This window comes from Caballeronia arvi (assembly GCF_001544695.2).
In the GTDB taxonomy this organism is placed as follows: domain Bacteria; phylum Pseudomonadota; class Gammaproteobacteria; order Burkholderiales; family Burkholderiaceae; genus Caballeronia; species Caballeronia arvi.
Map to the genome: position 1 here is coordinate 23,707 of NZ_FCOM02000053.1, position 23,556 is coordinate 47,262.

Here is a 23,556-nt window from a genome sequence, read left to right on the forward strand (position 1 = left end):
GATGAACGACATCAAGACAGGCCATATCGCGATTGCATGCGGCGTCGTTGCAGCAGGCGCCGCGTTGCTCGGCACGCGAGCAAAACCGCGTGCGACGACGCCGGTGCAGACGCATATCGACACCGCACGCACGTTCAATCGCAGTGCGGCGCTGCTCGCGCTGTCCGTGCTCGCCGATAGCGCGATGGAGCACTATCGCGGCTCCTTCGACAACCCCGCGATGTATACGCCGCTCGTCGTGTCCGCGTTGTCGCTGCTCGCGGGCGTGCATGGCGGACGCGATCACGCGCCGCAGCGTCATCCATTGCGTAACTCGGTCTATGTGAGCGCGGCGCTCGCGGGCGTTGCGGGCACGGGCTTCCATATCTACAACATCACCAAGCGCCCCGGCCGATGGAGCTGGCACAACCTCTTCTATGCCGCGCCGCTCGGCGCGCCGATGGCGCTGCTGCTGTCCGGCACGCTAGGCGCGGTGGCGGAAAGACTGCGCGACGAACCCGCGCCCGAGCCGCGTCTTTTCGGCATGCCCGCCGGTCAGGCGCTCGCGCTCGTGACGAGCGCCGGACTCGCCGGCACGCTCGGCGAAGTCGCGCTGCTGCATTTTCGCGGCGCGTTCCAGAATCCGGCGATGTACGCGCCCATCGTCATTCCGCCGGTCGCGTCCGCATTGCTCATCAACGCGGCGATGGCCGCGCCGCGTGCGCGCTGGTTCACGCGGCTCTGGCTGCGTATGACGACGGCGCTCGGTTTCATCGGCGTGGGCTTTCATGCGCGCGGCATTGCGCGCAATCAGGGCGGCTGGCGCAACTGGAGCCAGAACCTCTTCAACGGTCCGCCCTTGCCCGCGCCGCCGAGCTTTTCGGCGCTCGCGCTCGCGGGCCTCGCCGCGCTGCGTTTGCGGGAGACCGAGCGATGACACTGCCCCGCTATCCCGGCTACGACGTGACCATGAAGCGCGACACGCCCTCGTGGGACGACATCACGCGCGAAGTCATCGACGAACGTCTCGCGACGCCGAAAGAGCCGCGCTTCTTCGATGCCGTCGAATGGATCGCAGTGCGTGCGCTATGCGCGTGCATCGTGCCGCAGGACGACGAGCGCGAGCCCGCGCCGCTGCCCGCGCTGCTCGATGCGAAGCTCGTGAAAGACACCGGCGACGGCTTCCGCGACGCACGCCTGCCGCCGATGCGCGAAGCATGGCGCATCGGCTTAGCCGCGCTCGATGCCGAGAGCCGCGCGTGTCATGAACTGCCGTTCGCGAGCGTCGAGAGAGACGCGCAGCACGCGCTCCTGCGCGACATGCAGCAAGGCAAGCTGCACGACGATGCATGGCGCGGCATGCCGTGCGCGCTCTTCTTTTCGATGCGCGTGCTGCACGACATTTGCGGCGCGTATTACTCGCATCCACGCGCGTGGAGCGAGATGGGCTTCGGCGGCCCGGCGAATCCGCGCGGCTATGTGCGCATGGTGTTCGACCGTCGCGATCCGTGGGAAGCCGCCGAAGCGAAACCCGGCCACGAAGACGAGGCGAAGAAGGAGAACCAGCGTGTCCGATGATCCGCAACGCGTGCCGCGCGGCAAACACGGCCGTGCGCCGGATGTCTTTCATCATGGCGCGTGGCTGCCGATGCGCGAGTACGAAGAAAGCGATGCGGTCGATTTCGCGATCGTCGGCACGGGCGCGGGCGGCGGCACGCTCGCATGCCGTCTCGCGGAGAAAGGCTTTCGCGTCGTCGCGTTCGATGCGGGCGCGTGGTGGCGTCCGCTCGAAGAGTTCGCATCGGACGAGACGCATCAATCGAAACTCTTCTGGACCGACGAGCGCATCTGCGACGGCGACGATCCGCTCAAGCTCGGCAACAACAACAGCGGCAAGGCCGTGGGCGGCAGCACCGTGCACTTCGCAATGGTGTCGCTGCGCTTTCGACCCGAATGGTTCAAATCGCGCACGCTGCTCGGCTATGGCGCGGACTGGCCGCTCGACTGGCGCGAGATGTGGCGCTACTACGGCGAAGTCGAGAACGCGCTGAAGATTTCGGGTCCGGTCACGTATCCGTGGGGACCAAAGCGCCCGCGTTATCCGTATCGGCCGCATGAACTGAACGCGGCGGCGCTGGTGCTCGCGCGCGGTTGCGAAGCGCTCGGCATCGACTGGACGCCGACGCCGCTCGCGACCGTCTCCGCGCCGCGCGGCGAGGCGCATCCGTGCGTGTATCGCGGTTTCTGCGTGTCGGGCTGTGCGACCAATGCGAAGCAAAGCGCGCTCGTCACGTGGATACCGCGTGCGGTGCGCGCGGGCGCGGAAATTCGCGATCTCGCGATGGTCGGCCGCATCGTCATCGGCGACGATGGCCGCGCGCAAGGCGTCGAATACTTTCGCGAGGGACGCTGGCGCTTTCAGCGCGCGCGCCATGTCGTGGTCGCGGGCTATGCGATCGAAACGCCGCGCCTGTTGCTGATGTCCGCGACGGACCGTTATCCCGATGGACTCGCGAACAGCTCCGGCCTCGTCGGCAAGAATCTGATGGTGCAGCTGAATCAGGCCGTGTGGGGCACGATGGATGAAGAAGTGCGCTGGTACAAGGGACCGCCATCGCTCTCGATGACCGAGCACTGGAACTACGAAGACAAGGGCAAGGACTTCTTCGGCGGCTATTGCTACATGAGCCAGGGGCCGCTGCCCGTCGCGTGGGCCGCCGTGCAGAACGGGCGCGGGCTATGGGGACAGGCGCTCGTCGATGAAATGCGCAAGTACAACCATCAGGCGGGTTTGAAGATCGTCGGCGAGGCGATGCCGCAGGAGCGCAATCGCGTGACGCTCGCCAACGAGAAGGACCAGTACGGCTTGCCCGTCGCGCGCGTCACGTATTCGCTGTGCGACAACGACAGGCGCCTCGTCAGGCATTCGCTCGATCACATGAGCATGGCGCTCGATGCAGCCGGCGCGCACGACGTATGGCGTCAGGACGACGACACGTGCCACCTGAACGGCACCGCGCGCATGGGCGACGATCCCGCGACGAGCGTCGTGAATGCCGATTGCCGAAGCTGGGACATCGACAATTTATGGATCTGCGACGGCTCCGTGTTTCCGACGGTAGGCGGCGTGAATCCGTCGCTCACGATTCAGGCGATCGCGCTGCGCACGGCGGACCGCATCGAAACGCTCGCGGCACGAGGGGAGTTATAGCGATGAGAAAGCCGAAGGTTGCGGTGATCACGGGCGCGAGCGCGGGCGTGGGCCGCGCGACGGCGCTCGAATTCGCGCGGCGCGGCGTGGATGTCGCGATGATCGCGCGCGATGCAGAAGCGCTCGAACACGCAGCCGCCGACGTACGCGCGCATGGCGTGCGCGCGTTGCCCATCGCGCTCGATGTCAGCGCGGCCGGCGCGCTCGACGATGCCGCCGCGCGCGTCGAAGCCACGCTCGGTCCCATCGACGTATGGATCAACAACGCGATGGTCACGGCCTTCGCCCCGCTCTCCTCGATGTCGGAGGACGAATTCAGGCGCATCACGGACGTCACGTATCTCGGCTTCGTGTGGGGCACGATGGCCGCGCTCAAGCGCATGACGCCGCGCAATCGCGGCGTCATCGTGCAGGTCGGCTCGGCGCTCGCCTATCGTTCGATTCCGCTGCAATCGGCGTATTGCGGCGCGAAACACGCGATACGCGGCTTCACGGATTCATTGCGCTGTGAGCTGCATCACGCGCGCAGCCGCATTCATCTGACGATGGTGCAGATGCCCGCCTTGAACACGCCGCAATTCGACTGGGCCAGGAACGCGATGCCGCACGCGCCGCGCCCTGTCGCGCCGATCTACGAGCCCGAGGTCGCGGCACGCGCGATATGGTGGGCGGCGACGCATCGGCGGCGCGAGTTGTGGGTGGGCATGTCGTCGGTGAAGGCGATCGTCGCTAATGCCATCGCACCCGGATTGCTCGATGCTTATCTCGGCCGCAACGGTTATCAGGCGCAACAGGACGCGACGCTGCCCAACGACGGCAGGGCCGGCAATCTATGGGAGCCCGTGAGCGCGCTGCATCGCGTGCATGGCCGCTTCGAGAGCGAAGCGAAGCGCACGAGTGCGTCGTTCTGGGTGGATGCGCATCGCGGGGTGTTGCTGGGCGCGGCGCTCGCGCTCGGCGCATGTATTGCGCGCGGCGTGCGCCGGCGCGCTTAGACATGACGGCGCGCATCGAAGACTACGCGCTGCTCGGCGATGGCCAGGCAGCCGCGCTCGTCGCGAAAGACGGATCGATCGACTGGCTCTGCTGGCCTGCGTTCGAAGCGCCACCGTGTTTCGCCGCGCTGCTCGGCGATGCATCGAACGGGTACTGGCGCATCGCGCCCGACGAAGCCGTGCTGAAGGCGACGCGCCGCTATATCGCCGCGTCGCTCGTGCTCGAAACGACCATCCACACCGCGCGCGGCGTGATCGAATTGACGGATTGCCTCGCATGGGGCGACACGCCCGCGCGTCTCATGCGCAGCGTGCGCTGCGTATCCGGACGCGTGGCGTTGACGAGCGAATTGTCGATACGTCTCGATCACGGCCGCACGCGTGCGTGGCTGCGCACGTTCGATCGACGCATCGCGGCGATCGGCGGTTCGCGCGCCTTATGGTTCGATGCGCCGTGCGCGCCCGAGTGCGACGCGGGCATCGTGCGCAATCGCATCGAATTGTCGGCGGGCGAAATGCGGGACTTCGTGCTGACCTGCTGCCGTTCTTACGACCCGCCGCCCGTCATGGCGGATGTGCGCGCGTCGCTCGATGTCACCTTGCAACGATGGGCGCACTGGAGCGCGCGGCTCGATCCCGTCGAGGAGCGCTATGCGGAGCCGATACGCCACTCGCTCGCCGTGCTGAAGGGTTTGACCAACCGGCTGACGGGCGGCATCGCGGCAGCCGCGACAAGCTCGCTGCCCGAACGCATCGGCGGCGAGCTCAACTGGGACTATCGTTATTGCTGGCTGCGCGACGCGAGCTTCACCATGCTCGCGCTCGCCGGAACCGGTTTGCGGCCCGAAGCGCAGGCATGGCGCGACTGGCTGCTGCGCGCGCTCGCGGGCGACCCCGGGCGCACGCAGACCATCTACACGACGGAGGGCGACGCGCATATCGTCGAATGGGAATGCCCGTGGCTGGGCGGTTACGAATCGTCGCGGCCGGTGCGCTTCGGCAACGCGGCCGTGAAGCAGTCGCAGCACGACATCTTCGGCGAGATCATCGACGCGCTATTCGTTTCGCGCTGCCACGGCATGCCGCCCGACGACGACATCTGGCTGCTCGAACGCCGTCTCATCGAGCATGTGCGGCGCATCTGGATGCAGCCGGACAACGGGCTATGGGAATCACGCGGCAAGCCCGTGCACCACACGTTATCGAAAGTGATGGCGTGGCTCGCACTCGATCGCGGTATCACGAGCGCGAAGCGCTTCGGCCACGACGCGCCCATCGACGACTGGCAGCGCGACGCCGATGCGATCCGGCAAAGCGTATTGACGCACGGCTTTCATCGCGATGTGAACGCGTTCACGCAGTCCTATGGCAGCGATCGCCTCGATGCCAGCCTTCTGCTGCTGCCGATGCGCGGCTTCCTGCCTGCCGACGATCCGCGTATCGTCGCGACCGTCGACGCCATCGAACGTCATCTGATGCACGACGGTCTCGTGTTCCGCTTTCTCGACGCGCGCGGCGCGCGGCCCGAAGGCGCGTTCATCGCGTGTAGCTGCTGGCTCGCGCAGGTGATGAAGATGCAAGGACGAGAACACGAAGCGCGTGCGCTGTTCGAGCGCGTGCTGTCGCTGCGAAACGATGTTGGCCTGCTGGCCGAAGAGTTCGACACGAAGCGGCAACGTCAATGCGGAAACTTCCCGCAAGTGTTTTCGCATGTCGCGCTCATCAACACGGCCTCCTTCTTCGATGATGAAGCGCACTCGCTTCATGCGCTGTGATCGTGCGCCGGTCTCGTCATGTCGAGGTATCACCCTGAAGCAGAAACGGACGGATCGCGTGCGCGAAGCCATGCGTGTGCGTGCCGCCGTCGATGGTCAGCAGCGCGCCGTTCGGCACGCGCGCCGCCACTTCAGTCGCCCACGCGAGCGGCGCGACCGGACCGCGCGAGCCCGCGACGACGAGCGTCGGCGCCGCGATGCGCGACAGCTTGCGTTCGATGCGATCGCGCATGAGCGCGCGCATCGTCATGATGGCGCGCACGATGCCCGCCTTTGCATAATCGATACGCCCGATCGCCGCCGACGAACGCGCCTGCTCCAGCCGCCCGTTGTGCCAGTCGCGATGAACCTGCGTGAGGAGCCAGCGCGCATTGCGATCAACGGTCGGGCTTTGCAGCACGAGCCGGTCGACGGCTTCGGGATAGCGCGCGGCGAAATCGGCGAGGATCTGACAGCCGAACGAATTGCCGACGAACATCGCACGCTCGATGCCGCGCGCGCCGAGCCACAGGCGCAGCGCATCGGCGAGCTCGGGCACCGAAAGCGTGCGGCCGTGCAGCGCGCTTTCGCCGAAGCCGGGAAGATCGGGCGCGTGCACGTCGAAGTCATCGCGCAACGCGAGCGCCAGCGGCTCCATGTAGCGGCTCGATATCACGAGGCCATGCACGAGCACGACCGGCAGGCGCTTCGCATGGCCGTCCGCGCATGCCGCGCGACGCGAGAACATGCGATACGGCCCGGCCTGCGTGTAGCGCACGGTGATGCCTGCGCGCGCGCTTTCATCGCTCAATGCGGGCGTGCGCTTCAGACGCACCCATTCGACAGCGGCCCACGCCGCGAGCGCGCACGCGCCGACGCCGGCGACGATGCGCCACGATGGCCGCGCGGCTCTCACGCGAAGTCGATTCATGCGGACTGCCTCCCGTCCCGTTCGATGCGAGGTCCAGCATAAACGCGCTCAGCAATAAATGCGCCCCGCTTCACTTGTCTTCCCAGTCGCGCCACTGCACATCGTCGTGCGCCGCGAGATAGCCGTTGACCGCCTCGCCGATGGTGGGAAACAAACGCGCTTCGCCGATCGTCTGCAGCACGCCGTAGCGCCTCAGATTGTCTTTCACCGGCCCTTTCAACTCGGCGAAGCACAGCGCAATGTCGCGCTCGGCGAGCTCCTTGTGCAATCGCTCCAGCACTTCGACGGCGGTGAGATCGATGTCCGTCACGGGCTCGGCGGCGATCACGGTCCAGCGCACGATATCGTCGGCATCATCGATTGCGCGCAGCACGTGCTCGCGAAAAATCTCCGCGTTGGCGAAGAAAAGCGGCGCGTCCCAGCGAAACAGCACGAGGCCGGGCACGCGCCGCGCCTCGGGATGACGCGATACATCGTGGTAACCCTTGCGCCCGTCGATGCGCCCGAGCACTGCGTCATAAGGCCGCCACGCACGCCATAGAAACGACAGCACGGCCAGCAGCAGCGCGAGCGCAATGCCGTTGACGACGCCCAGCAACGCGACGCCGGCAAAGCACGCGAGCGCCTGCACGAACTCGCTCTTGCGCAGCCGATACAGCCGCATCACGCCGCGCACTTCGAGCATCGAAAGACATGCGGCGATCACGACCGCGGCCAGCGCCGCTTGCGGGGTGCTGGCCAGCGCATTCGGCGCGACGACGAGCAAGGCCGCGACGACGAGTGCGGCAAACACGCCCGTCAATTGCGTCTTCGCGCCCGCAGCTTCGGCCACGGGTGTGCGCGAGCCGCTGGCGCTCACGGCGAAGCCCTGAAACAGACCCGCCGCGATATTCGACAAGCCGAGCGCGACGCATTCCTGATTGCGGTCGACGGTTTCCTTCGTGCGCATCTCGTAGGTGCGGGACAGCACCACGACATCCGTGAACGAGACGAGCGCGATCGCCGCCGCGGCGCCCGCGAGCTGCCACCATTGGTCGAGCGGCATCAGCGGAAATTCGAATGAAGGAAGCCCACGCGGCACGTTGCCCACGGTCGCGACGTCCGCGCGCTTGCCGAGGTCCATCGCCTTTACGAGCGCCGTCGCCACGCCAACCGCGATCAGCACGCCGGGCACTTTCGGCCAGAAGCGCTTGACGAGCAGGATCGACACGAGCGCGCCGATGCCGATGGCGAACGCCGTCAGGTTCACTTTCGATGCGGCGAGGCCATCGATCAGATCGTTCACCTGCGCGATGAACGATTCGCCCTTGCCCTTGAAGCCGAGCAGCTTCGGCATCTGTCCGACGATGATCGTCAGGATGATGCCGTTCAGGAAGCCGTATCGAATGGGCAGCGACAGCAATTCGCTGACGAAGCCGAGCTTAAGCAATCCGACGACGAGGCAGATCGCGCCCGCCAGCACAGCGAGCGCACTGGCCGCGATGAGCGCGCGATCCGGGTCGCCCTGACTCAGCGACACGATGCTCGCGGCGATGAGCGCGACCAGCGCCGAATCCGGACCGACGACGAGCAGGCGGCTCGGGCCGAAGACCGCATAGGCGAGCATCGCGGCGAAGGACGCATACAGGCCGTGCACTGCGGGAAGCCCCGCCGCTTCGGCGTAGGCCATTCCCGCCGGGACCAGCACGGCACTCACGGAAATTCCCGCGACGAAATCGTGGAAGAGCCAGCGCGCCTCGTAGGCGCGCAACGCGGCGAAGCCGGGGAACCAGCGAAGCGGATTCATCGCACTTCTTTGTGCGCCGTGCCCGCGGTGCCCGGCTTTCGTGTTCATCGTTCGCCTCTCTCTTCTGCGGGAAGCAAGCGCGGTTCCAGACCGGGAACACGGTATGCCTGCGCGCTCGATGCATCGCTTCTCAGGGGCCCGCGTCATGAATACGCTGCGCATCGATCGCTTGCATCCGACGCAGATGACGCACGGCGAGCGTCAGATCCGCCAGAAGGCCGACGCGTATCGCGCGCTGAGCGCGCATGACCTGAACATGGCGATCGCGGAGAAACCCATCGCCGTGGTGCTCGGGCCGGGCGGCGAGCCGTACGTGATCGATCATCATCATGTCACGTGCGCGCTCGAGCGCATCGGTGTGAAGGATGTGCCGTTTGTCCTGGTCAGAGATTGGACTTCGCTGTCGCAGCCTGAGTTCTGGCTGACGCTGGAAAACAACGCGTGGGTTTATCCCTACGATGCGGACGGACACCGCATCGCGTTCAAGGATATGCCGGTGCGCATGGGGGATGCGGTGAACGATGAGTTCCGCAGTCTCGCGGCCTTCGTGCGCGAGGCCGGCGGCTATGAAAAGACCGACACGCCGTTAGCGGATTTTCGCTGGGCCGACTTTTTTCGCGCGCATTTTTCGCGACCGAACGACGATGCGGAATTCGACGCGCTCATCCAGCGTGCGAAGGAACTGGCCCGCAGCGATTCGGCTGCGGGCCTGCCTGGTTTCATCGGCTGAAACCGTCAGTGCGGATGCGTCGCGATGAAGTTCTTCACCGACGTATAGACCGGCTTCGGCGTCACGCCGTCGTTCAGCATGATGCCGTAGGGGCCTTCGCCGGTGGGCGGATCGTCATATAGCTGATAGACCTGGAGCGACTGGATGTTGTATTGCGGCGCGATCGCGAGCAGCGCGCCCATCATGTCGTTCGCCATGAATGTGCCCGCTTGGTCGGCCGTGCCGGGGAAGTTCGGACGCATGCCCACTTCGTTGATCCAGATCGGCTTGCCGAACGATTGCAGCGTGCCGATCACGTTGTAGCAGCCCGTTCCGCCGCACGCGTTGCGGATATCGCCCTGCTCCGAATACCAGTGCCATGCAGTGATATCCCACGTCACGACGGGATGCCCGCTCGTGCCGTCCGGCTGCGTGCCGTTCGCGAGCATCACGTCGAAGCCGTAATGCATCCACGTATTGCCGCCGATGATGATCTTGCCATCGGGATCGACCGACTTGATGCCCGCAATCATCCCGCGAATGACGCCGCGCGCGATCTGGAAGCAGTCATTCTTGAAGTCGGTGCTGCGCACGCCGTCGACCCAGCCGTCGAGGCATGTCGGCGCGAGTTCATTGGTGACTTCGTACCACGCGTAGCGCTGCACATTGACGATCTGCTGCGCGAGCGTGTAACTGGCCTGATAAGCCGCGTTCTCATCGGGGAAATTGAGTGTCTGAAGGATCACGGGATAAACCGTCACGCCGGATTGAGCAAACTTCTGCGCGACGCTGGCCAGCTTCTTCGCCCCGTCTACATTGCTCACGTCATTGCGATACAGCGTGACATTGAGGTCCTTCAGTTGCGCGAGCTGCTGATCGAGGCTCGTGGTCGTATAAGGGCCGGTCAGATTGACATGACCGTTCATGCCATAAAAGATGCTGCCCGAAGGCGCGATCACCGACGTGGCGGCGTTGCTCGTGCTCGTCGATCCGCTGGCCGGCGCGGGGCTCGATGCGGCCACAGGCGCAGAGGCGCCGCTATCGGGCGTCGTCGTCGTGCCACTCGTGCTGCCGGAATCCGAAGGACTCGCCGAACTCGACTGTGAACCGCCCGTCGTGCTGGCGCCATCGCTGCCACCGCCACCGCCGCATGCCGCGAGCATGAAGGCCGCTGCGAGCGCGGGCAAAACCGCTGTCCATCGTGCCGAAAACAAACGGCGAATCTTTGCAGGGCAGACGTTTAAAAAACGGGAATTGGTTTCGGTCATGGCACGATCGGAAGATTGATTTCGATAACAGGCGTTCGATTAATTGTGCAAAGAGAAACGCCGATTATTGCGACGACACGCCATTGCGAATGAGCATGCAGCGCGGGCGATGACAACGCACGCAGCGCCGTTCGGTACGAGAGATGAAGGCGGCGACCCGACTGGCCGATGCGCTAGATACGCGATGGCCCAGGCACGGCGCTCAGGACGAAAGAACCGCAGCGCAACGTTCGCACGAAGCGCGAAAAATAAATGAACGGAAGGAAGACATGGCCTCTGCGACGCAATGCGCGGACCACGAATACGTTAGTACATCATAACTTCGACGTACGCTTATGCAAGCCTTGCGGCCATCTTAACAAAAGAAGCTGTCGATTTATACCCTTCCATTCGACAGACAAAAGCAATTACCAAGGCGGCAAGCCGCCGTAAGGCGTTCGTTGGGAGCGCAGATTGCTATGCCTTAAACGGTCGTGCGCATCAAATCGATTCGTCCGAGTCCCACTAATCACCGGAGATGCATGCGGATGCTGTCTACGCACAAAGCGATCCATTGTGCCAGGCGTAGCACCCGCACTGTGATCGCTCCATTCATCGCGCTTTGGTGGCAGACGAGCGTCCGCGCCGATGCGCCACTGAACTATTTTCTTCACGCCGACGGCCCCGCCGCCACGCCGACCATGCGGCTCGGCTGGGCGCTCACGGCACTCGTCGTCGCGGTCGCGGTGATCGTGAGCGTGCTGCTCGTGGGCGCGATGGTCCGCAAGCGCCCTCCGCCCACCGAACGCGATGCCGCGCATGTGCAGGGCGAGGGCGGCGGCATGCACTGGGTCTGGATCGGCACGGGCATCTCGTCAGTGGCGCTCTTCGCGGCGCTGGCCTATATGCTCGTGACGCTCGAATCCGTCGCATCGCCGCACAGGGAGCCGGGCCTGGCCATCGCTGTCACGGCTTACGACTGGTGGTGGAAGGTCGAGTACGTCGGAAGCCCCGCTGTCACGACGGCCAACGAGATTCATATTCCCGTCGGCGAGCCGGTGAAGATCGAGTTGCGCAGCGCCGATGTCATCCATGCGTTCTGGGTGCCGCGTCTCGCGGGCAAGACGCAGACCATTCCGGGCGTCGTCAACGAGCAATGGATTCAGGCCGACCGTGCGGGCGTTTATCGCGGGCAATGCTCGCAGTTCTGCGGCGCACAGCATGCGCATATGGCATTCGAAGTGATCGCCGAGCCGCGAGCGCAATTCGATGCGTGGTATGCAGCGCAGGCAAAGCCCAACGCACCGGATGCGAGCGTGAGCGACGGACACGAGCTCTTTCTCGATCGATGCGCCGGCTGCCACACCGTGCGCGGCAGCGAAGCGAACGGCGCACAGGCGCCCGACCTCACGCATCTGAACTCGCGCAGGCTCATCGCGGCAGGCACGCTGCCGAACACGGCATCGAATCAGCTCGACTGGATTCAACATGCGCAGCGCATCAAGCCCGATTCGATGATGCCATCGATCGCGCTCTCCGCCGAAGACGCCGCCGCGCTTGCCGCCTATCTCCGGACACTGCAATGACCGAACATGCTTCCGCGCCACCGCCGCTGCGGCGCACGCTCACGACAGGCCGCATCGAAGCCGGCAGCGAACAGGAGCGCAAGCTGCGCGCGCTGTGGGAGACGCCGCCCGGCTGGCGCGGCTGGCTTTCGACCGTCGATCACAAGAGCATCGGCTTGCGTTATCTCGTGACTGCGTTCGCGTTTCTGATCGCGGGCGGCATCGAAGCGCTCATCATGCGCGTGCAGCTCGCGCGCCCGAACGCGAGCTTCGTCACGCCGGAGCAATACAACCAGCTCTTCACGATGCACGGCGTGACGATGATCTTCCTCTACGCGCTGCCCGTGCTATCCGGCTTCTCGAACTATCTGTGGCCGCTGATACTCGGCGCACGCGACATGGCGTTTCCGCGTCTGAACGCGCTGTCGTACTGGATCTTTCTGTTCGCGGGTCTCTTCCTGTACGCGAGCTTTCCGTTCGGCGAAGCGCCCAACGCGGGCTGGTTCAACTATGCGCCGCTCGCGGGCCTCACCTACAACACCGGACCGAACATCGATGTCTATGCGCTCGGCATGGTGCTGCTCGGCATCTCGACGACAGTCGGCTCGATGAACTTCGTCGTCACCTTCCTTCGCATGCGCGCACCGGGAATGTCGCTCGATCGCGTGCCGGTGCTCGTGTGGGGCACGCTGACGGCATCGGGCGGCAACCTGCTCGCGGTGCCGTCGGTAAGCCTCGCGTTCTTTCTCCTATGGCTCGACAGACGCATCGGCACGCATTTCTTCGATGTGGTCAACGGCGGCCGCGCGCTGCTCTGGCAGCATCTCTTCTGGATCTTCGCGCATCCGTGGGTGTATGCGGTCGTGCTGCCCGCGATGGGCATCGTCTCCGATGCGCTGCCGGTCTTCTGCCGCAGGCCGCTCGTCGGCTATCTGCCGGTGGCGCTATCGACGGTCGCGACGATGGTCATCGGCTTCGTCGTCTGGATCCATCACATGTTCGCGACCGGCATCCCCGCGCTCGCGCTGTCGTTCTTCGGCGCGGCGAGCATGGTGATCGCGATACCGAGCGCGGTCGCGACCTTCGCGTGGATCGCGACCATCTGGACCGGCAGGCCCGTATTCCGCGTGCCGTTCTTCTATTTCGCGGGCTTCGTGTTCCTGTTCGTGATCGGCGGATTATCCGGTGTGCTAACTGCCGCCGTGCCGCTCGACTGGCAGCTCACGGACACCTACTTCGTCGTCGCGCATCTGCATTACGTGCTGCTCGGCATCAACGTGTTTCCGGTGATCGGCGGCATCTACTTCTGGTTTCCCAAGTTCACGGGACGCATGATGAGCGAGAAGATCGGGCGCATCGGCTTCTGGATTCTCTTCGCGGGCTTCAATATCGCTTTCTTTCCGATGCATATCGCGGGCTTGCTCGGCATGCCGCGACGCATCTACACGTATGCGCCCGACATGGGCTGGACCACGGTGAACATGATCACGTCGATCGGCGCGTTCATGTTCGCGGCCGGCGTGCTCGTGTTTCTCTGCGATCTGTTCTATAGCCTGCGGCGCGGTCCCGTTGCTGGCGATAACCCCTGGGATGCGCCCACGCTCGAATGGTCGACGTCATCGCCGCCGCCGCCGTATAACTTCGCGATCGCGCCGCGCATCGCGAGCCGTCATCCACTGTGGGAAAAGCGCATAGCCGGCACGATGCGCTCGCAGCTCGAATACGGCTATGTGCTCGACCAAGGACGCGAGGCGCTCGGCACCACCGCGCTCGACGGCGAACCCGACGTGATCCTCAAGATGCCTGAAGACTCGTATGCGCCGTTCTGGCTCGGCGTCGCGTCGCTCATGCTTTTCGCGGGGCTCGCGTTGACTTCGTGGTGGCTGACGGCGTTCGGACTCGTTGCGTGCGGCGCGGCCATCGTCGTATGGCTGTGGCCCCGACGTGAACTCGGCCAGCGCGATGACACGGCGCATGCGCCACGCTCCGGAGCACCGTCATGAGCGAATTCGCGGATGCCTTGCCCGAAAGCGAGCGCTTGCCCATCGGCAGTCCGGGCGAACGTTCGGGCGGCTGGTGGGGATGCCTCACACTCGTCGCGACCGAAGCCGCGCTCTTCGGCTATCTGATCTTTTCGTATCTGTATCTCGCATCGCAGACTACCGAGCACTGGCCGCCCGAAGGCATGCCGAAACTCGGGCTCGGCGTCGCGAATACCTGCATTCTGCTGTCGAGCAGCGTGTTCGTATGGGCCAGCGAGCGCTTCGTGCGGCGCAGCAGGCGCGGCATGGGCGTGCTGATGCTCGTCATCGCGATCGCGCTCGGCACGATCTTCGTCGGCATACAACTCAAGGAATGGGCCGGTCATCCCTACGGCCTGACGACGCATCTCTACGGCTCGCTGTACATCACGATCACCGGCTTTCACATGATGCATGTGCTCGTCGGGCTCGTCGTGCTCGCGTTCCTGCTGCTATGGACCGCGCTCGGCTATTTCGACTGGGCGCGCTCGGCGGCGCTGACCATCGGCGGGCTGTACTGGCATTTCGTCGATGTCGTATGGCTCTTCATCTTCGCGACGCTGTATCTGTCGCCCTATGTTCTGGCGCGATGATGAACCGCTCATCTCATCCCGCGCGCCCTGGCGCTTTCGCGCTTGCAATCGGCCTGTTGCTCGCGCCCGCCGCATGGATGGTGCAGACGAATCTTGTGCAGACCATCGCCGCGTGGGGATGCTTCCCGCACGAGCGTCCGCTGCATGCGCCCGCGTTGCCGTGGCTCGGATCGGGCATCGTGATCGTCGCGGTGCTGGCGTCGATGCTGGGCATCTCGGGCGGCATCGTTGCGTGGCGCAACTGGCGTCGAACGGGCGCCATCGCATCGATGCGCAATGCGCATGAACCGGTCGACAGACATGCGGCCCGCGACGCGTTCATCGCGCGCGCGGGGGCGCTCGCCAGCGCGCTCTTCGTGTTCGCACTGATCTCGACCGATCTCGCGTGGCTGCTCGTGTCGCCATGCGGAGGACGGTGATCGTCATGACGCACAGACGCCGCGCATTCCTTATTGTTTTCACTGCGATCGCATCGATGCAGTGCGGTCGCGCGCAGACGCCTGATCTCGTCACGCGCGGCGCGTACCTCGCCGAGGCCGCCGATTGCGCCGGCTGCCACACGGCCGCGCCCGTGCCCGGAAAACCGCCGCCGCATCCGTTCGCGGGCGGCCTACCGATGGGCTCGCCCTTCGGCACGATGTGGACGAGCAACATCACGCCGGACGCGCAGCATGGCATCGGCCGCTATAGCTACGAGGACTTCGCGCGCGCGTTGCGTGAGGGCGTTGCGCCGGGCGGCAAGCATCTTTATCCGGCGATGCCGTATCCATCGTTCTCTAAGATCGACGACGACGACATGCGCGCGCTCTATGCGTATTTCATGCATGGCGTCGAGTCGGTCGCACAGACGCCGCCGGAAACGAAGCTGCCGTTTCCGTTCGATCAGCGCTGGGCGCTCGTGTTCTGGAACTTCGCATTCGCGCCGGACAAGCCTTTCACGCCTGATCCGAAACGCGATGCGCAATGGAATCGCGGCGCGTATATCGTGCAATCGCTCGGGCACTGCGGCGCGTGTCATACGCCGCGCGGTCCTGCGTATAACGAACGCGGATATACGGAATCGTCGCGCACGTATCTGACGGGCGGCACCAACGATCACTGGCACGCGCCGAATCTGACCGGCGCACCGGGCGCGGGACTCGGCCGCATTTCGGCCGACGATATCGCCGCGTTTCTCAAGACCGGTCACGGCGCGGGCCTCGTGACGTTCGGCAGCATGGTGCAGGTTGTCGAGGACAGCACGCAATATCTCGACGATCAGGATCTGCGCGCCATCGCGTCGTATCTGAAGAGCCTGCCCGCGAACGGCAGCGGCGGCGCTTACGATGCGCGCTCGCGTCTCGCACGGCAGAGCGTGACGGCGCTGCGCACCGGCGGCGACGAACGTCCCGGCGCAGGCCTTTATCAAAGCACCTGCGCGCGCTGTCACAAGAGCGACGGCACGGGCGAGCCGTTCAAATATCCACGGCTCGCGGGCAATCCGGCCGTGCTCTCGCAAAAGCCCGATTCGCTCATGCGACTCGTGCTGCAAGGCGGGCGCGCGCCATCGACGGAACATGGACCCGAGCCCAAGAAGATGCCCGCCTTCGCCAGCGAGCTCACCGATACCGAAATCGCGCGTGTGTTGACCTTCGTTCGCTCGGCATGGGGCAACGATGCGCCGCCCGTCACGACGCGAGATGTGCGCAGCATGCGCGAGGCGCTGGCGAAGCATTGATGCATCCGGCACATTGCCGATATAACCCCACGCCGCACGTGGCGTGCTCTATGCTGGAAAAGTACATGCGCTCCGCGGAGGCGTTCATGTATTCAATGGGTACATATTTCCTCGAAGTCTTTCCCGAGCCGATTCCAGGCGACGGCTGGACCGGCGATGCGCGCTTTTCGCGCCGGAACGACTACAGGCGGCACGCCGACGTGACGAAGGTGACCTTCCACAGCCACATCGTGAGGCCGACGATGGCAGCGGCGGAATCGGCGATTACAGCGTGGGCGCGCGATTTCATCGACAAGAGCGGCGACGTTCTCGAAGCTTCCCTACGGCTCGCGGAAGAGGCGTGATCCTCTTTCGTTGTCGTCGTGTCTCTCCATTTCATTGCATTCCTAAATATTTGCCAATTCGCGCGCGCTGGAACGCCCAATGCTATATCGATCGCATGGCCGCGCGAGCGGTCGTCTTTTTGAGGCCCATCATGACCGATACCAGCCAATATCCGCGCCCGCCCCTGCCGTCGCAGCAGCAGGACAATCGCCCCGGACTCACCGCCCCGATGAACCCGCAGCCCGATCACGGCGAATCGAGCTACAAGGGCAGCAACAAGCTCGACGGCAAGGTCGCACTCATCACGGGCGCGGACAGCGGCATCGGGCGCGCGGTGGCGATCGCCTATGCGCGCGAAGGCGCGGATGTCGCCATCGCCTATCTCGACGAGCATGCCGATGCGGAGGACACCGCGCGCTGGGTCGAGAAAGCGGGACGCCGCGCGCTGCTGTTGCCTGGCGACATCACCGACCGCGCGCATTGCAAGGAGCTCGTCGCGAAGACTGCGCAGGCGTTCGGGCGCATCGACGTGCTCGTCAACAACGCGGCCTATCAGGCGACCTACGACAAGCTCGAAGACATCAGCGACGACGAATGGGACAAGACCTATTCGACCAACATCGGCGCGATGTTCCGCATCACGAAGGCGGCGCTCGCGCATATGAAAACGGGCGGAGCGATCGTCAACACGACGTCCGTCAACGCCGATGCGCCGAACTCCGGTCTCATCGCGTATGCGAGCACGAAGGGCGCGATCCAGAACTTCACCGGCGGCCTCGCGCAACTGCTCGCCGAGCGCGGCATTCGCGTGAACTGTGTAGCGCCGGGGCCGATCTGGACGCCGCTGATTCCGTCGACGATGCCGCCGTCGAGCGTCGAAAACTTCGGCATGCAGACGCCGATGAAACGCCCCGGCCAGCCCGCCGAACTCGCCGCCGCGTATGTGATGCTCGCGTCGGACGAGGCGAGCTACACCTCTGGCGCGACCATCGCGGTGACGGGCGGCAAGCCCATCATCTAGTGCTCGACGGCACAGCTACGACGGCTTCTTTCGTCCGCGCTGCAAGTGCGCAACGTGCTCTTCGATAAGCACGCGATGCGCCGTCATCGCTTCGAGCGCGCCGCGCAGGCTCTTCAGCAGCGCGACCGCGCTTTCTATATCGTGGCCGCCGGATTCGAGTCGTATCACGATCGCTTTCTGGCGTTCGATGCGCGCCCGTCCCGCCTCGATGTCCCGGTCGGCCTTCCGTAGCCACTCGCTCTCCGCCTCGAGATCCAATGGAACCTCCTCAGTTCAGGCTGCGCTCAATCCATCGATGAAGCCGTGGCCTGCATCGCTTCACGCAGCAGATCCGCGACACGCTCGCCTTCTTCGATACGCGCCTGCTCGATATCGATCTGTTCCTGATTGCCCGCCCGCTCCGCCCAGCGCTGCCGTTCCCTCGCAAAGATGACGCGCTCGTGCACCGCGCGAATGGCGGACCATACGGCCTCCTCCACACGTGACTCGATGCCGTCCTCCAGCGAAAGACCCGTGAACGCATGCCCGGTGTGACAGCGATAACGCAGCGGACGATCGTCCTTGATGCGCCACAGCGCGCCGCCACAATCGGGACAGGTCAGCGCCGAACGGACGCCGACCTCGTCGAGCGTTTCGGGATCGGAAATGCCGCTCGCCGCGATGCGAGCCTCCTGTTCGAATACGCGCTTGCTCATCTCCGCTTCCTTCCATACGGATTCCACTTTCGTGCCTTTCAGCGCGGCCTGAATGCATCGCGAGAGCTCGTGCTCGGAGCAGAGCAAATCCGCGCCGCAGGACTCGAGCGCAGCGCGCGGCATGCTGGGCGATTCGCAATCGGCGGGATTCTGGACGATGGCGAAACCCTGCTGCGCGCGGATGTTCGCGAGACCGGCCGCGCCGTCGTCGAGATCGCCGCTCATCACGACGCCGACGACGCGCGCGCCGTACTCCATCGCGGCGCTGCGAAACAGCGGATCAGCGGCGGGACGGGCGAAGTTTTCCTTGGCGCCGTCGTTGAGCCAGACGCGTCCTTCAGACAGCACCAGATGCCGGTCAGGCGGCGCGACGCGAATCGTGCCGCGCTGGACCGGTTCACCGTGCGTGGCATAACGCGCGGTCAATGGCCCCCAGCCAGTCAGCAGATCGGGAAGCACGCTCGCGTGCCGGCCGATATGCAATACGATGAAAACCGCCGCTGGCAGGTCGGCCGGAAGCTGGCTGACGAGCACCTTGAGACCCTGAAAACCGCCCCGCGACGCGCCGATGACCACGATGTCCCGTTCCGCCATACACCCTCCTGATCGTTGAGAGGAAGCAATCCGCGGACCGGGTGCGACCGTCAGGCCTTGCTTTCTTCGCGACGAACCGGATCCAGCAACAAATCGAGCGTATGTAGCAATTCCGGAAAATCCACCGGTTTGTTCAGATGCGCGTCGAAGCCCGCATGCCGCGCCGCGCGCTGGTCCTCTTCGCGGCCGAAAGCGGTCACCGCGATCGCCTTCATGCCGGCGAGCAAGGGCGTGGCGCGTACGCGTCTGAGAAGCTCGTATCCGTCGATGCCGGGCAACTGGATGTCCGAGATCAACGCATCGACCGGGTTTTTCGACAGCATGTCGAGCGCCTGTTCCGCGTTCGATGCAATCTGCACCGCCGCCTGCTCCAGCCCGAGCAGCGCGGCGAAGGAAGCGGTCGATTCGGCGTCGTTGTCGACGAGCAGAATGCGCGCGCCCGCCACCGGCCGCGTGCGTCCTTCACGCAGCGCCGGCGCGGTTCCCTGCGTGGCCGCCGCCGGCAGCCACACCGACAGCGTCGAGCCGTGCCCGAGTCCTTCGGAGCACGCTTCGATGCGTCCGCCGTGCATCTCGACGAGCTGCTTCGCGAGCGCGAGCCCGATGCCGAGCCCGGCCGCGGTCGGATTGCGCGTGCCTTGCCGGTACATGTCGAAGATATGCGGCAGCGCGGACGCTTCGATGCCCTGCCCCGTATCGGCGACATCGATGCGCACCATGCCGCCGTCGCGTGCGATCGTCAGATCGACCGCGCCGCCGTGATCCGTGAACTTGAGCGCATTGGACACGAGATTCCAGAGAATCTGCTCGCAACGCACCGCGTCGGCGAAGGCGTAGACGGGCTCGCCGGGATGGGTCGTGCGCATGCGGATTTCGCGCTGCGCCGCTTCGCTCTCGGTCACATCGACGATGCGCGCGAGCACCGCCGCGACATCGACGGGAACGATGCTGAGCGCGAGCTTGCCGGTGCGCACGCGCGAGAGATCGAGCAGATCGTCGATGATCTGCGCCTGGCCACGCACCGCGCGGCGAATCGAGTCCGCGGTCTCCCGCACCGCTTCGATGCCGCGTGTTTCCGGCAGGCGCGGCAGGATTTCCGCCTTCATGCCGATCAGATTCAGCGGATGCTTGAGCGCGTGCGACAGCATCGCGATGAAGTCGTCCTTGAGCTGATTCGACAGCGTTTCCTTCTCGCGCTCGGCGTGCTCGTGCGCGAGCGCATCGCGGTTCGCGTCTTCGCGCAGCTTGCGCTCGGTCAGATCGCGCGCGATCTTCGCAAAGCCCGTAAACGACGGGTCCGAGATCGGCGTCACCACGCCGCTGCAATAGACGCGGCGCTCGTCGCGCGTGACGTGCCAGCGTTCGTCGTCGGCGCGTCCCTCGCTCGCGGCGATATCGCGTTCGTGCGCGGGCACGCGCGCCGTGCGGTCGTCGTGCGAATAGATCAGCGCGATGTTCTTGCCGACCACTTCCTTCTCCGCGAAGCCGAAGATGCGCTCAGCGCCCGCGTTCCACGTGACGATCACGCCGTTCGGGTCCTGCACGATGATCGCGTAGTCATTGGTCGATTGCGCGACGAGCCGCAGACGCTGCTCGCCGATGCGCGCCGATTCCTCGGCCAGATGCCGCGCCGTGATGTCGATGAGCGTGAGCACCGCGCCGTCGATGCGGTCATCCGCCGTGCGGTACGGCAGAAGCCGCATCAGATACCACTTGCCGTCCGAGCTTTCGACTTCGCGCTCGATCAGCTTGAGTGTTTCGAACGCCTGCTTCACGTCGTCCGCGAGCGACGAATAACGCAGCGAATGCGTGATGTCGAAGAGCGAGCGGCCGATATCGACATCGATCAGCTTGAACACGCGCGTCGCGCTCGTGGTGAAGCGCTTGACGCGAATCTGCTTGTCGACGAACACAGTGGCGATTTCCGTCGACGCGATGATGTTCTGCAGATCGTCATTCGCCTTGGCGGTGTCTTCGACGCGCGCCTGCAGTTCGGCGTTGACCGTGGTCAGCTCCTCGTTCACCGATTGCAGCTCTTCCTTGCTGCTTTCGAGCTCTTCGGTCGCGGAGCGCAGCTCTTCGTTGATCGCCTGTAGCTCTTCGTTGGACGCCTTCAGCTCCTCGACCGTCGTCTCGTGCTGCTCGATGGTCGTCGCGAGTTGCTCGCGCGTGTGATGCAGCTCGCGTTCGAGCTGCATCAGGAGCGGGTCCTGTCCCTTGTCTTCGGGCAGTCCTTCGTCTGCCATATGTTCCTGCACTTCGTCGAACAGCACGAGGAAAAAGTCTGCGTTCACGCCCGCATCGTGGAACGGGCGCACCGTCATGTTGACCCACATCGTGCGGCCGTCCTGAATCAGCTTGACGCGCCGCGCCTCGACGCTGCTGCCCGTCTGATGCGCGCGAAACAGCGTGGTGCGCAGATCGAGCCTCAGCTCCGGCAGCACCAGCGCCATGATGTTCGACGACAGCTCGCCGCCGCCGTGCCGCAGGAAGCGGCCGGCCGTGGCCGAGAGATGAACGATATTCGAATCGCGGTCGACGACGACGCTCGGCGGCGCATATTCCTCGAGCACGCGCTGATGCAGCGCCGCGAACGAGAAATTGCGGCGCTCCGGCGCCTCCGGCCCGCTTGCGATATTCGCCTGCACCGTCGACGGAGAAATGTCCTCGCGCGGCCCGATATTCGACGGTCCGAGCGACGGAAACGCGACCGGTGGCTTCACGCGGTTCAGCACCGTGCGCGCGCGATAGATGCGGCTCTTTTTATCGACGATGGTGAAGAGGTCGTCGGCGGTATCGGCGGATTCAGCCGTGCCGAGAAAGAGATAACCGCCCGCGCGCAACGCGAAATGGAACAGTTCGAGCACTTGCCGCTGCACCGCGCGATCGAGATAGATCAGCACGTTGCGGCACGAAATCAGATCGAGATGCGAGAACGGCGGATCGCGCAGCAGGCTGTGCGCGGCGAACAGAATGCGCTCGCGCACGGACTTCACGATCTGATAGCGCCCGCCTTCCTGCTTGAAATAGCGGCGCAGGAGATCGGTGGGCACGTCGCTCGAGATGGAGCCGAGATACGAACCGGCGCGCGCCTGCGAGATGGCAGGCTCGTCGATATCGGTGGCGAAGACCTGATAGGTCGTCTCGAATCCGGCGGATTCGCGCGCCTGCGCGAGCATGATCGCGAGCGAATAGGCTTCCTCGCCCGTCGAGCAGCCGGGCACCCAGACGCGCAGTTGCGTCTCGCCCTTGGTTGCGTCCAGCAACGTGGGGACGACATCGCGCCGCAGCGCATCGAACGCATCGCGATCGCGGAAAAACTGCGTCACGCCGATCAGCATGTCGGCGAGCAGCGACGTGGTTTCGTCGGGATTGGCGCGCAGGAAGTCGCGGTACGCACCGATGTCACGCAGCCCGTTCACTTGCATGCGCCGCTCGATGCGCCGCAGAATCGTTGCGCGCTTGTAGTGGCGAAAGTCGTGGCCGGTGCGCACGCGCAGTTGCATGAGCACGTCGGAGAGCGCGCGCTCGGCGCTGCCTGCCGCGGGCGTCTGATCCTTTTCCGCCGACTCGCCGCCGTCCGTGATCGGCAGACGGATCTTCTTCGCGTTGTTCCAGAGGTCGAGCAGCTTCTCCGGCATTTCCGCCGCGGGCAGGATGAAATCGACCTGGCGCGTAGTGATCGCGTGCTGCGGCATTTCGGCGAAATGCGCGTCTTCGGGCTTCTGCGCGACCGTGATGCCGCCCATCTCCTTGATACGCGAAAGGCCCGCTGCGCCATCGGAGCCCGAGCCCGACATCACGATGCCGATCGCGCGCGTGCCGTGCGCGGTGGCGAGCGTGGCGAAGAAGTGATCGATCGTCGTGGGCGAGCCTTGCGCGCCCGCGCGGTCCAGCGCCTCGAGGCGTCCTTCCGACATCTCCAGATGCTTGCCCGGCGCATTGATATAGATGTGGTTCTTCTCGATCGCGGTGGTGCTCGCGACCTGTCTGACAGGCATGTCCGTCACGCGCTGCAGGACTTCGTCGGCGCGGCTCATATGATTCGCCGGCAGATGAACGATCACGACGAATGCCATGTCCATGTCGGACGGCGCGTTTTCGAAGAAATTGAGCAACGCCTCGATGCCGCCCGCGGACGCGCCCATGCCGACCACGGCGAACGGCAAGGGCTCGAAATTTTCGGAAGGCGCCGCCTTGGAACGGCTGCTGGTCATAGATCCGAATCCTCCGGGCTCATTCTGTTCTTTTTATGTCCGACACGCATGGTCTTCGATTGGGTTCGTGAGCAGTTGTCGGGCCGCCGCACTCGCGTCGCACCGGTCACGATTGTAGTGTACGCAACACAGCCGCCCGCCGATGGATGGCGGTCAACGGCGCATGCCGCATGCACCACTGGCGCTGCGCCCGCGCA

Annotated in this window: 20 protein-coding genes; 14 read left to right on the forward strand and 6 right to left on the reverse strand. The window is 64.9% G+C overall.

The window, feature by feature from the left end; all coding sequences use genetic code 11:
* The first annotated feature begins 1 nt into the window (after position 1).
* The 5 genes from AWB74_RS34860 to AWB74_RS34880 are packed head-to-tail and all read left to right on the forward strand — an operon-like array spanning position 2 to position 5,960.
* A complete protein-coding gene (locus AWB74_RS34860) occupies positions 2–916 on the forward strand; it encodes a hypothetical protein (protein WP_061151175.1) in 915 nt (304 codons plus the stop codon).
* Complete coding sequence (locus AWB74_RS34865) at positions 913–1,557, forward strand: gluconate 2-dehydrogenase subunit 3 family protein (RefSeq protein ID WP_061151176.1); 645 nt, start codon at positions 913–915, stop codon at positions 1,555–1,557. The genes AWB74_RS34860 and AWB74_RS34865 overlap by 4 nt, the downstream gene beginning before the upstream one ends.
* Complete coding sequence (locus AWB74_RS34870) at positions 1,547–3,190, forward strand: GMC family oxidoreductase (RefSeq protein WP_061151177.1); 1,644 nt, start codon at positions 1,547–1,549, stop codon at positions 3,188–3,190. The genes AWB74_RS34865 and AWB74_RS34870 overlap by 11 nt, the downstream gene beginning before the upstream one ends.
* 2 nt (positions 3,191–3,192) lie before the next feature.
* Positions 3,193–4,185 carry an SDR family oxidoreductase gene (locus AWB74_RS34875; protein ID WP_061151178.1) on the forward strand — a complete coding sequence of 331 codons (993 nt, stop codon included), beginning with the start codon at positions 3,193–3,195 and terminating at the stop codon, positions 4,183–4,185.
* A gap of 2 nt (positions 4,186–4,187) precedes the next feature.
* A complete protein-coding gene (locus AWB74_RS34880) occupies positions 4,188–5,960 on the forward strand; it encodes a glycoside hydrolase family 15 protein (RefSeq protein WP_061151179.1) in 1,773 nt (590 codons plus the stop codon).
* Positions 5,961–5,976: 16 nt separating this feature from the next.
* Here the strand turns inward: AWB74_RS34880 and AWB74_RS34885 are convergent, their stop codons facing one another.
* Both AWB74_RS34885 and AWB74_RS34890 read right to left on the reverse strand, forming a co-directional pair.
* Complete coding sequence (locus tag AWB74_RS34885; RefSeq protein WP_061151180.1) at positions 5,977–6,870, reverse strand: alpha/beta fold hydrolase; 894 nt, start codon at positions 6,868–6,870, stop codon at positions 5,977–5,979.
* 70 nt (positions 6,871–6,940) lie between these two features.
* Positions 6,941–8,704: a SulP family inorganic anion transporter gene (locus AWB74_RS34890; RefSeq protein WP_061151181.1), complete on the reverse strand. Its 1,764-nt coding sequence runs from the start codon at positions 8,702–8,704 to the stop codon at positions 6,941–6,943.
* Positions 8,705–8,801: 97 nt separating this feature from the next.
* Between AWB74_RS34890 and AWB74_RS34895 the strand changes: the two genes are divergently transcribed.
* Complete coding sequence (locus tag AWB74_RS34895; protein WP_061151182.1) at positions 8,802–9,386, forward strand: ParB-like protein; 585 nt, start codon at positions 8,802–8,804, stop codon at positions 9,384–9,386.
* A 5-nt stretch (positions 9,387–9,391) separates the two neighbouring features.
* Here the strand turns inward: AWB74_RS34895 and AWB74_RS34900 are convergent, their stop codons facing one another.
* Positions 9,392–10,291: a hypothetical protein gene (locus AWB74_RS34900; protein WP_061151183.1), complete on the reverse strand. Its 900-nt coding sequence runs from the start codon at positions 10,289–10,291 to the stop codon at positions 9,392–9,394.
* Between the two features lie 10 nt (positions 10,292–10,301).
* On the opposite strand from AWB74_RS34900, the gene AWB74_RS47515 reads away from it, so the two are divergent.
* From AWB74_RS47515 to AWB74_RS34940, 8 genes are all read left to right on the forward strand, one after another.
* Positions 10,302–10,652 (forward strand): hypothetical protein, encoded by a 351-nt coding sequence (locus AWB74_RS47515; RefSeq protein ID WP_061151184.1) that lies wholly within the window; start codon positions 10,302–10,304, stop codon positions 10,650–10,652.
* A 562-nt stretch (positions 10,653–11,214) separates the two neighbouring features.
* Positions 11,215–12,198, forward strand: a complete 984-nt coding sequence (gene coxB / locus AWB74_RS34910; protein ID WP_407642507.1) for a cytochrome c oxidase subunit II — start codon at positions 11,215–11,217, stop codon at positions 12,196–12,198.
* Positions 12,195–14,180, forward strand: a complete 1,986-nt coding sequence (gene ctaD / locus AWB74_RS34915) for a cytochrome c oxidase subunit I (protein ID WP_061151186.1) — start codon at positions 12,195–12,197, stop codon at positions 14,178–14,180. The genes coxB and ctaD overlap by 4 nt, the downstream gene beginning before the upstream one ends.
* On the forward strand, positions 14,177–14,791 hold the full coding sequence (locus AWB74_RS34920; RefSeq protein ID WP_061151187.1) for a cytochrome c oxidase subunit 3: 615 nt from the start codon (positions 14,177–14,179) through the stop codon (positions 14,789–14,791). Before ctaD ends, AWB74_RS34920 begins: the two co-directional genes overlap by 4 nt.
* Positions 14,791–15,210 (forward strand): hypothetical protein, encoded by a 420-nt coding sequence (locus AWB74_RS34925; protein ID WP_235024789.1) that lies wholly within the window; start codon positions 14,791–14,793, stop codon positions 15,208–15,210. The genes AWB74_RS34920 and AWB74_RS34925 overlap by 1 nt, the downstream gene beginning before the upstream one ends.
* Positions 15,211–15,215: 5 nt before the next feature.
* Positions 15,216–16,508 (forward strand): c-type cytochrome, encoded by a 1,293-nt coding sequence (locus AWB74_RS34930; RefSeq protein WP_407642506.1) that lies wholly within the window; start codon positions 15,216–15,218, stop codon positions 16,506–16,508.
* 86 nt (positions 16,509–16,594) lie between these two features.
* Entirely contained in the window at positions 16,595–16,852 is a 258-nt protein-coding gene (locus AWB74_RS34935) for a hypothetical protein (protein WP_061151204.1), read from the forward strand.
* Between the two features lie 131 nt (positions 16,853–16,983).
* Complete coding sequence (locus tag AWB74_RS34940) at positions 16,984–17,853, forward strand: glucose 1-dehydrogenase (protein ID WP_061151205.1); 870 nt, start codon at positions 16,984–16,986, stop codon at positions 17,851–17,853.
* Positions 17,854–17,868: 15 nt separating this feature from the next.
* Here the strand turns inward: AWB74_RS34940 and AWB74_RS34945 are convergent, their stop codons facing one another.
* The 3 genes from AWB74_RS34945 to AWB74_RS34955 are packed head-to-tail and all read right to left on the reverse strand — an operon-like array spanning position 17,869 to position 23,359.
* Positions 17,869–18,111 carry a hypothetical protein gene (locus tag AWB74_RS34945; RefSeq protein WP_061151190.1) on the reverse strand — a complete coding sequence of 81 codons (243 nt, stop codon included), beginning with the start codon at positions 18,109–18,111 and terminating at the stop codon, positions 17,869–17,871.
* Between the two features lie 26 nt (positions 18,112–18,137).
* Positions 18,138–19,142, reverse strand: a complete 1,005-nt coding sequence (locus AWB74_RS34950) for a chemotaxis protein CheB (RefSeq protein WP_061151191.1) — start codon at positions 19,140–19,142, stop codon at positions 18,138–18,140.
* Between the two features lie 50 nt (positions 19,143–19,192).
* Positions 19,193–23,359: a CheR family methyltransferase gene (locus tag AWB74_RS34955; RefSeq protein ID WP_061151192.1), complete on the reverse strand. Its 4,167-nt coding sequence runs from the start codon at positions 23,357–23,359 to the stop codon at positions 19,193–19,195.
* Positions 23,360–23,556: the final 197 nt, after the last annotated feature.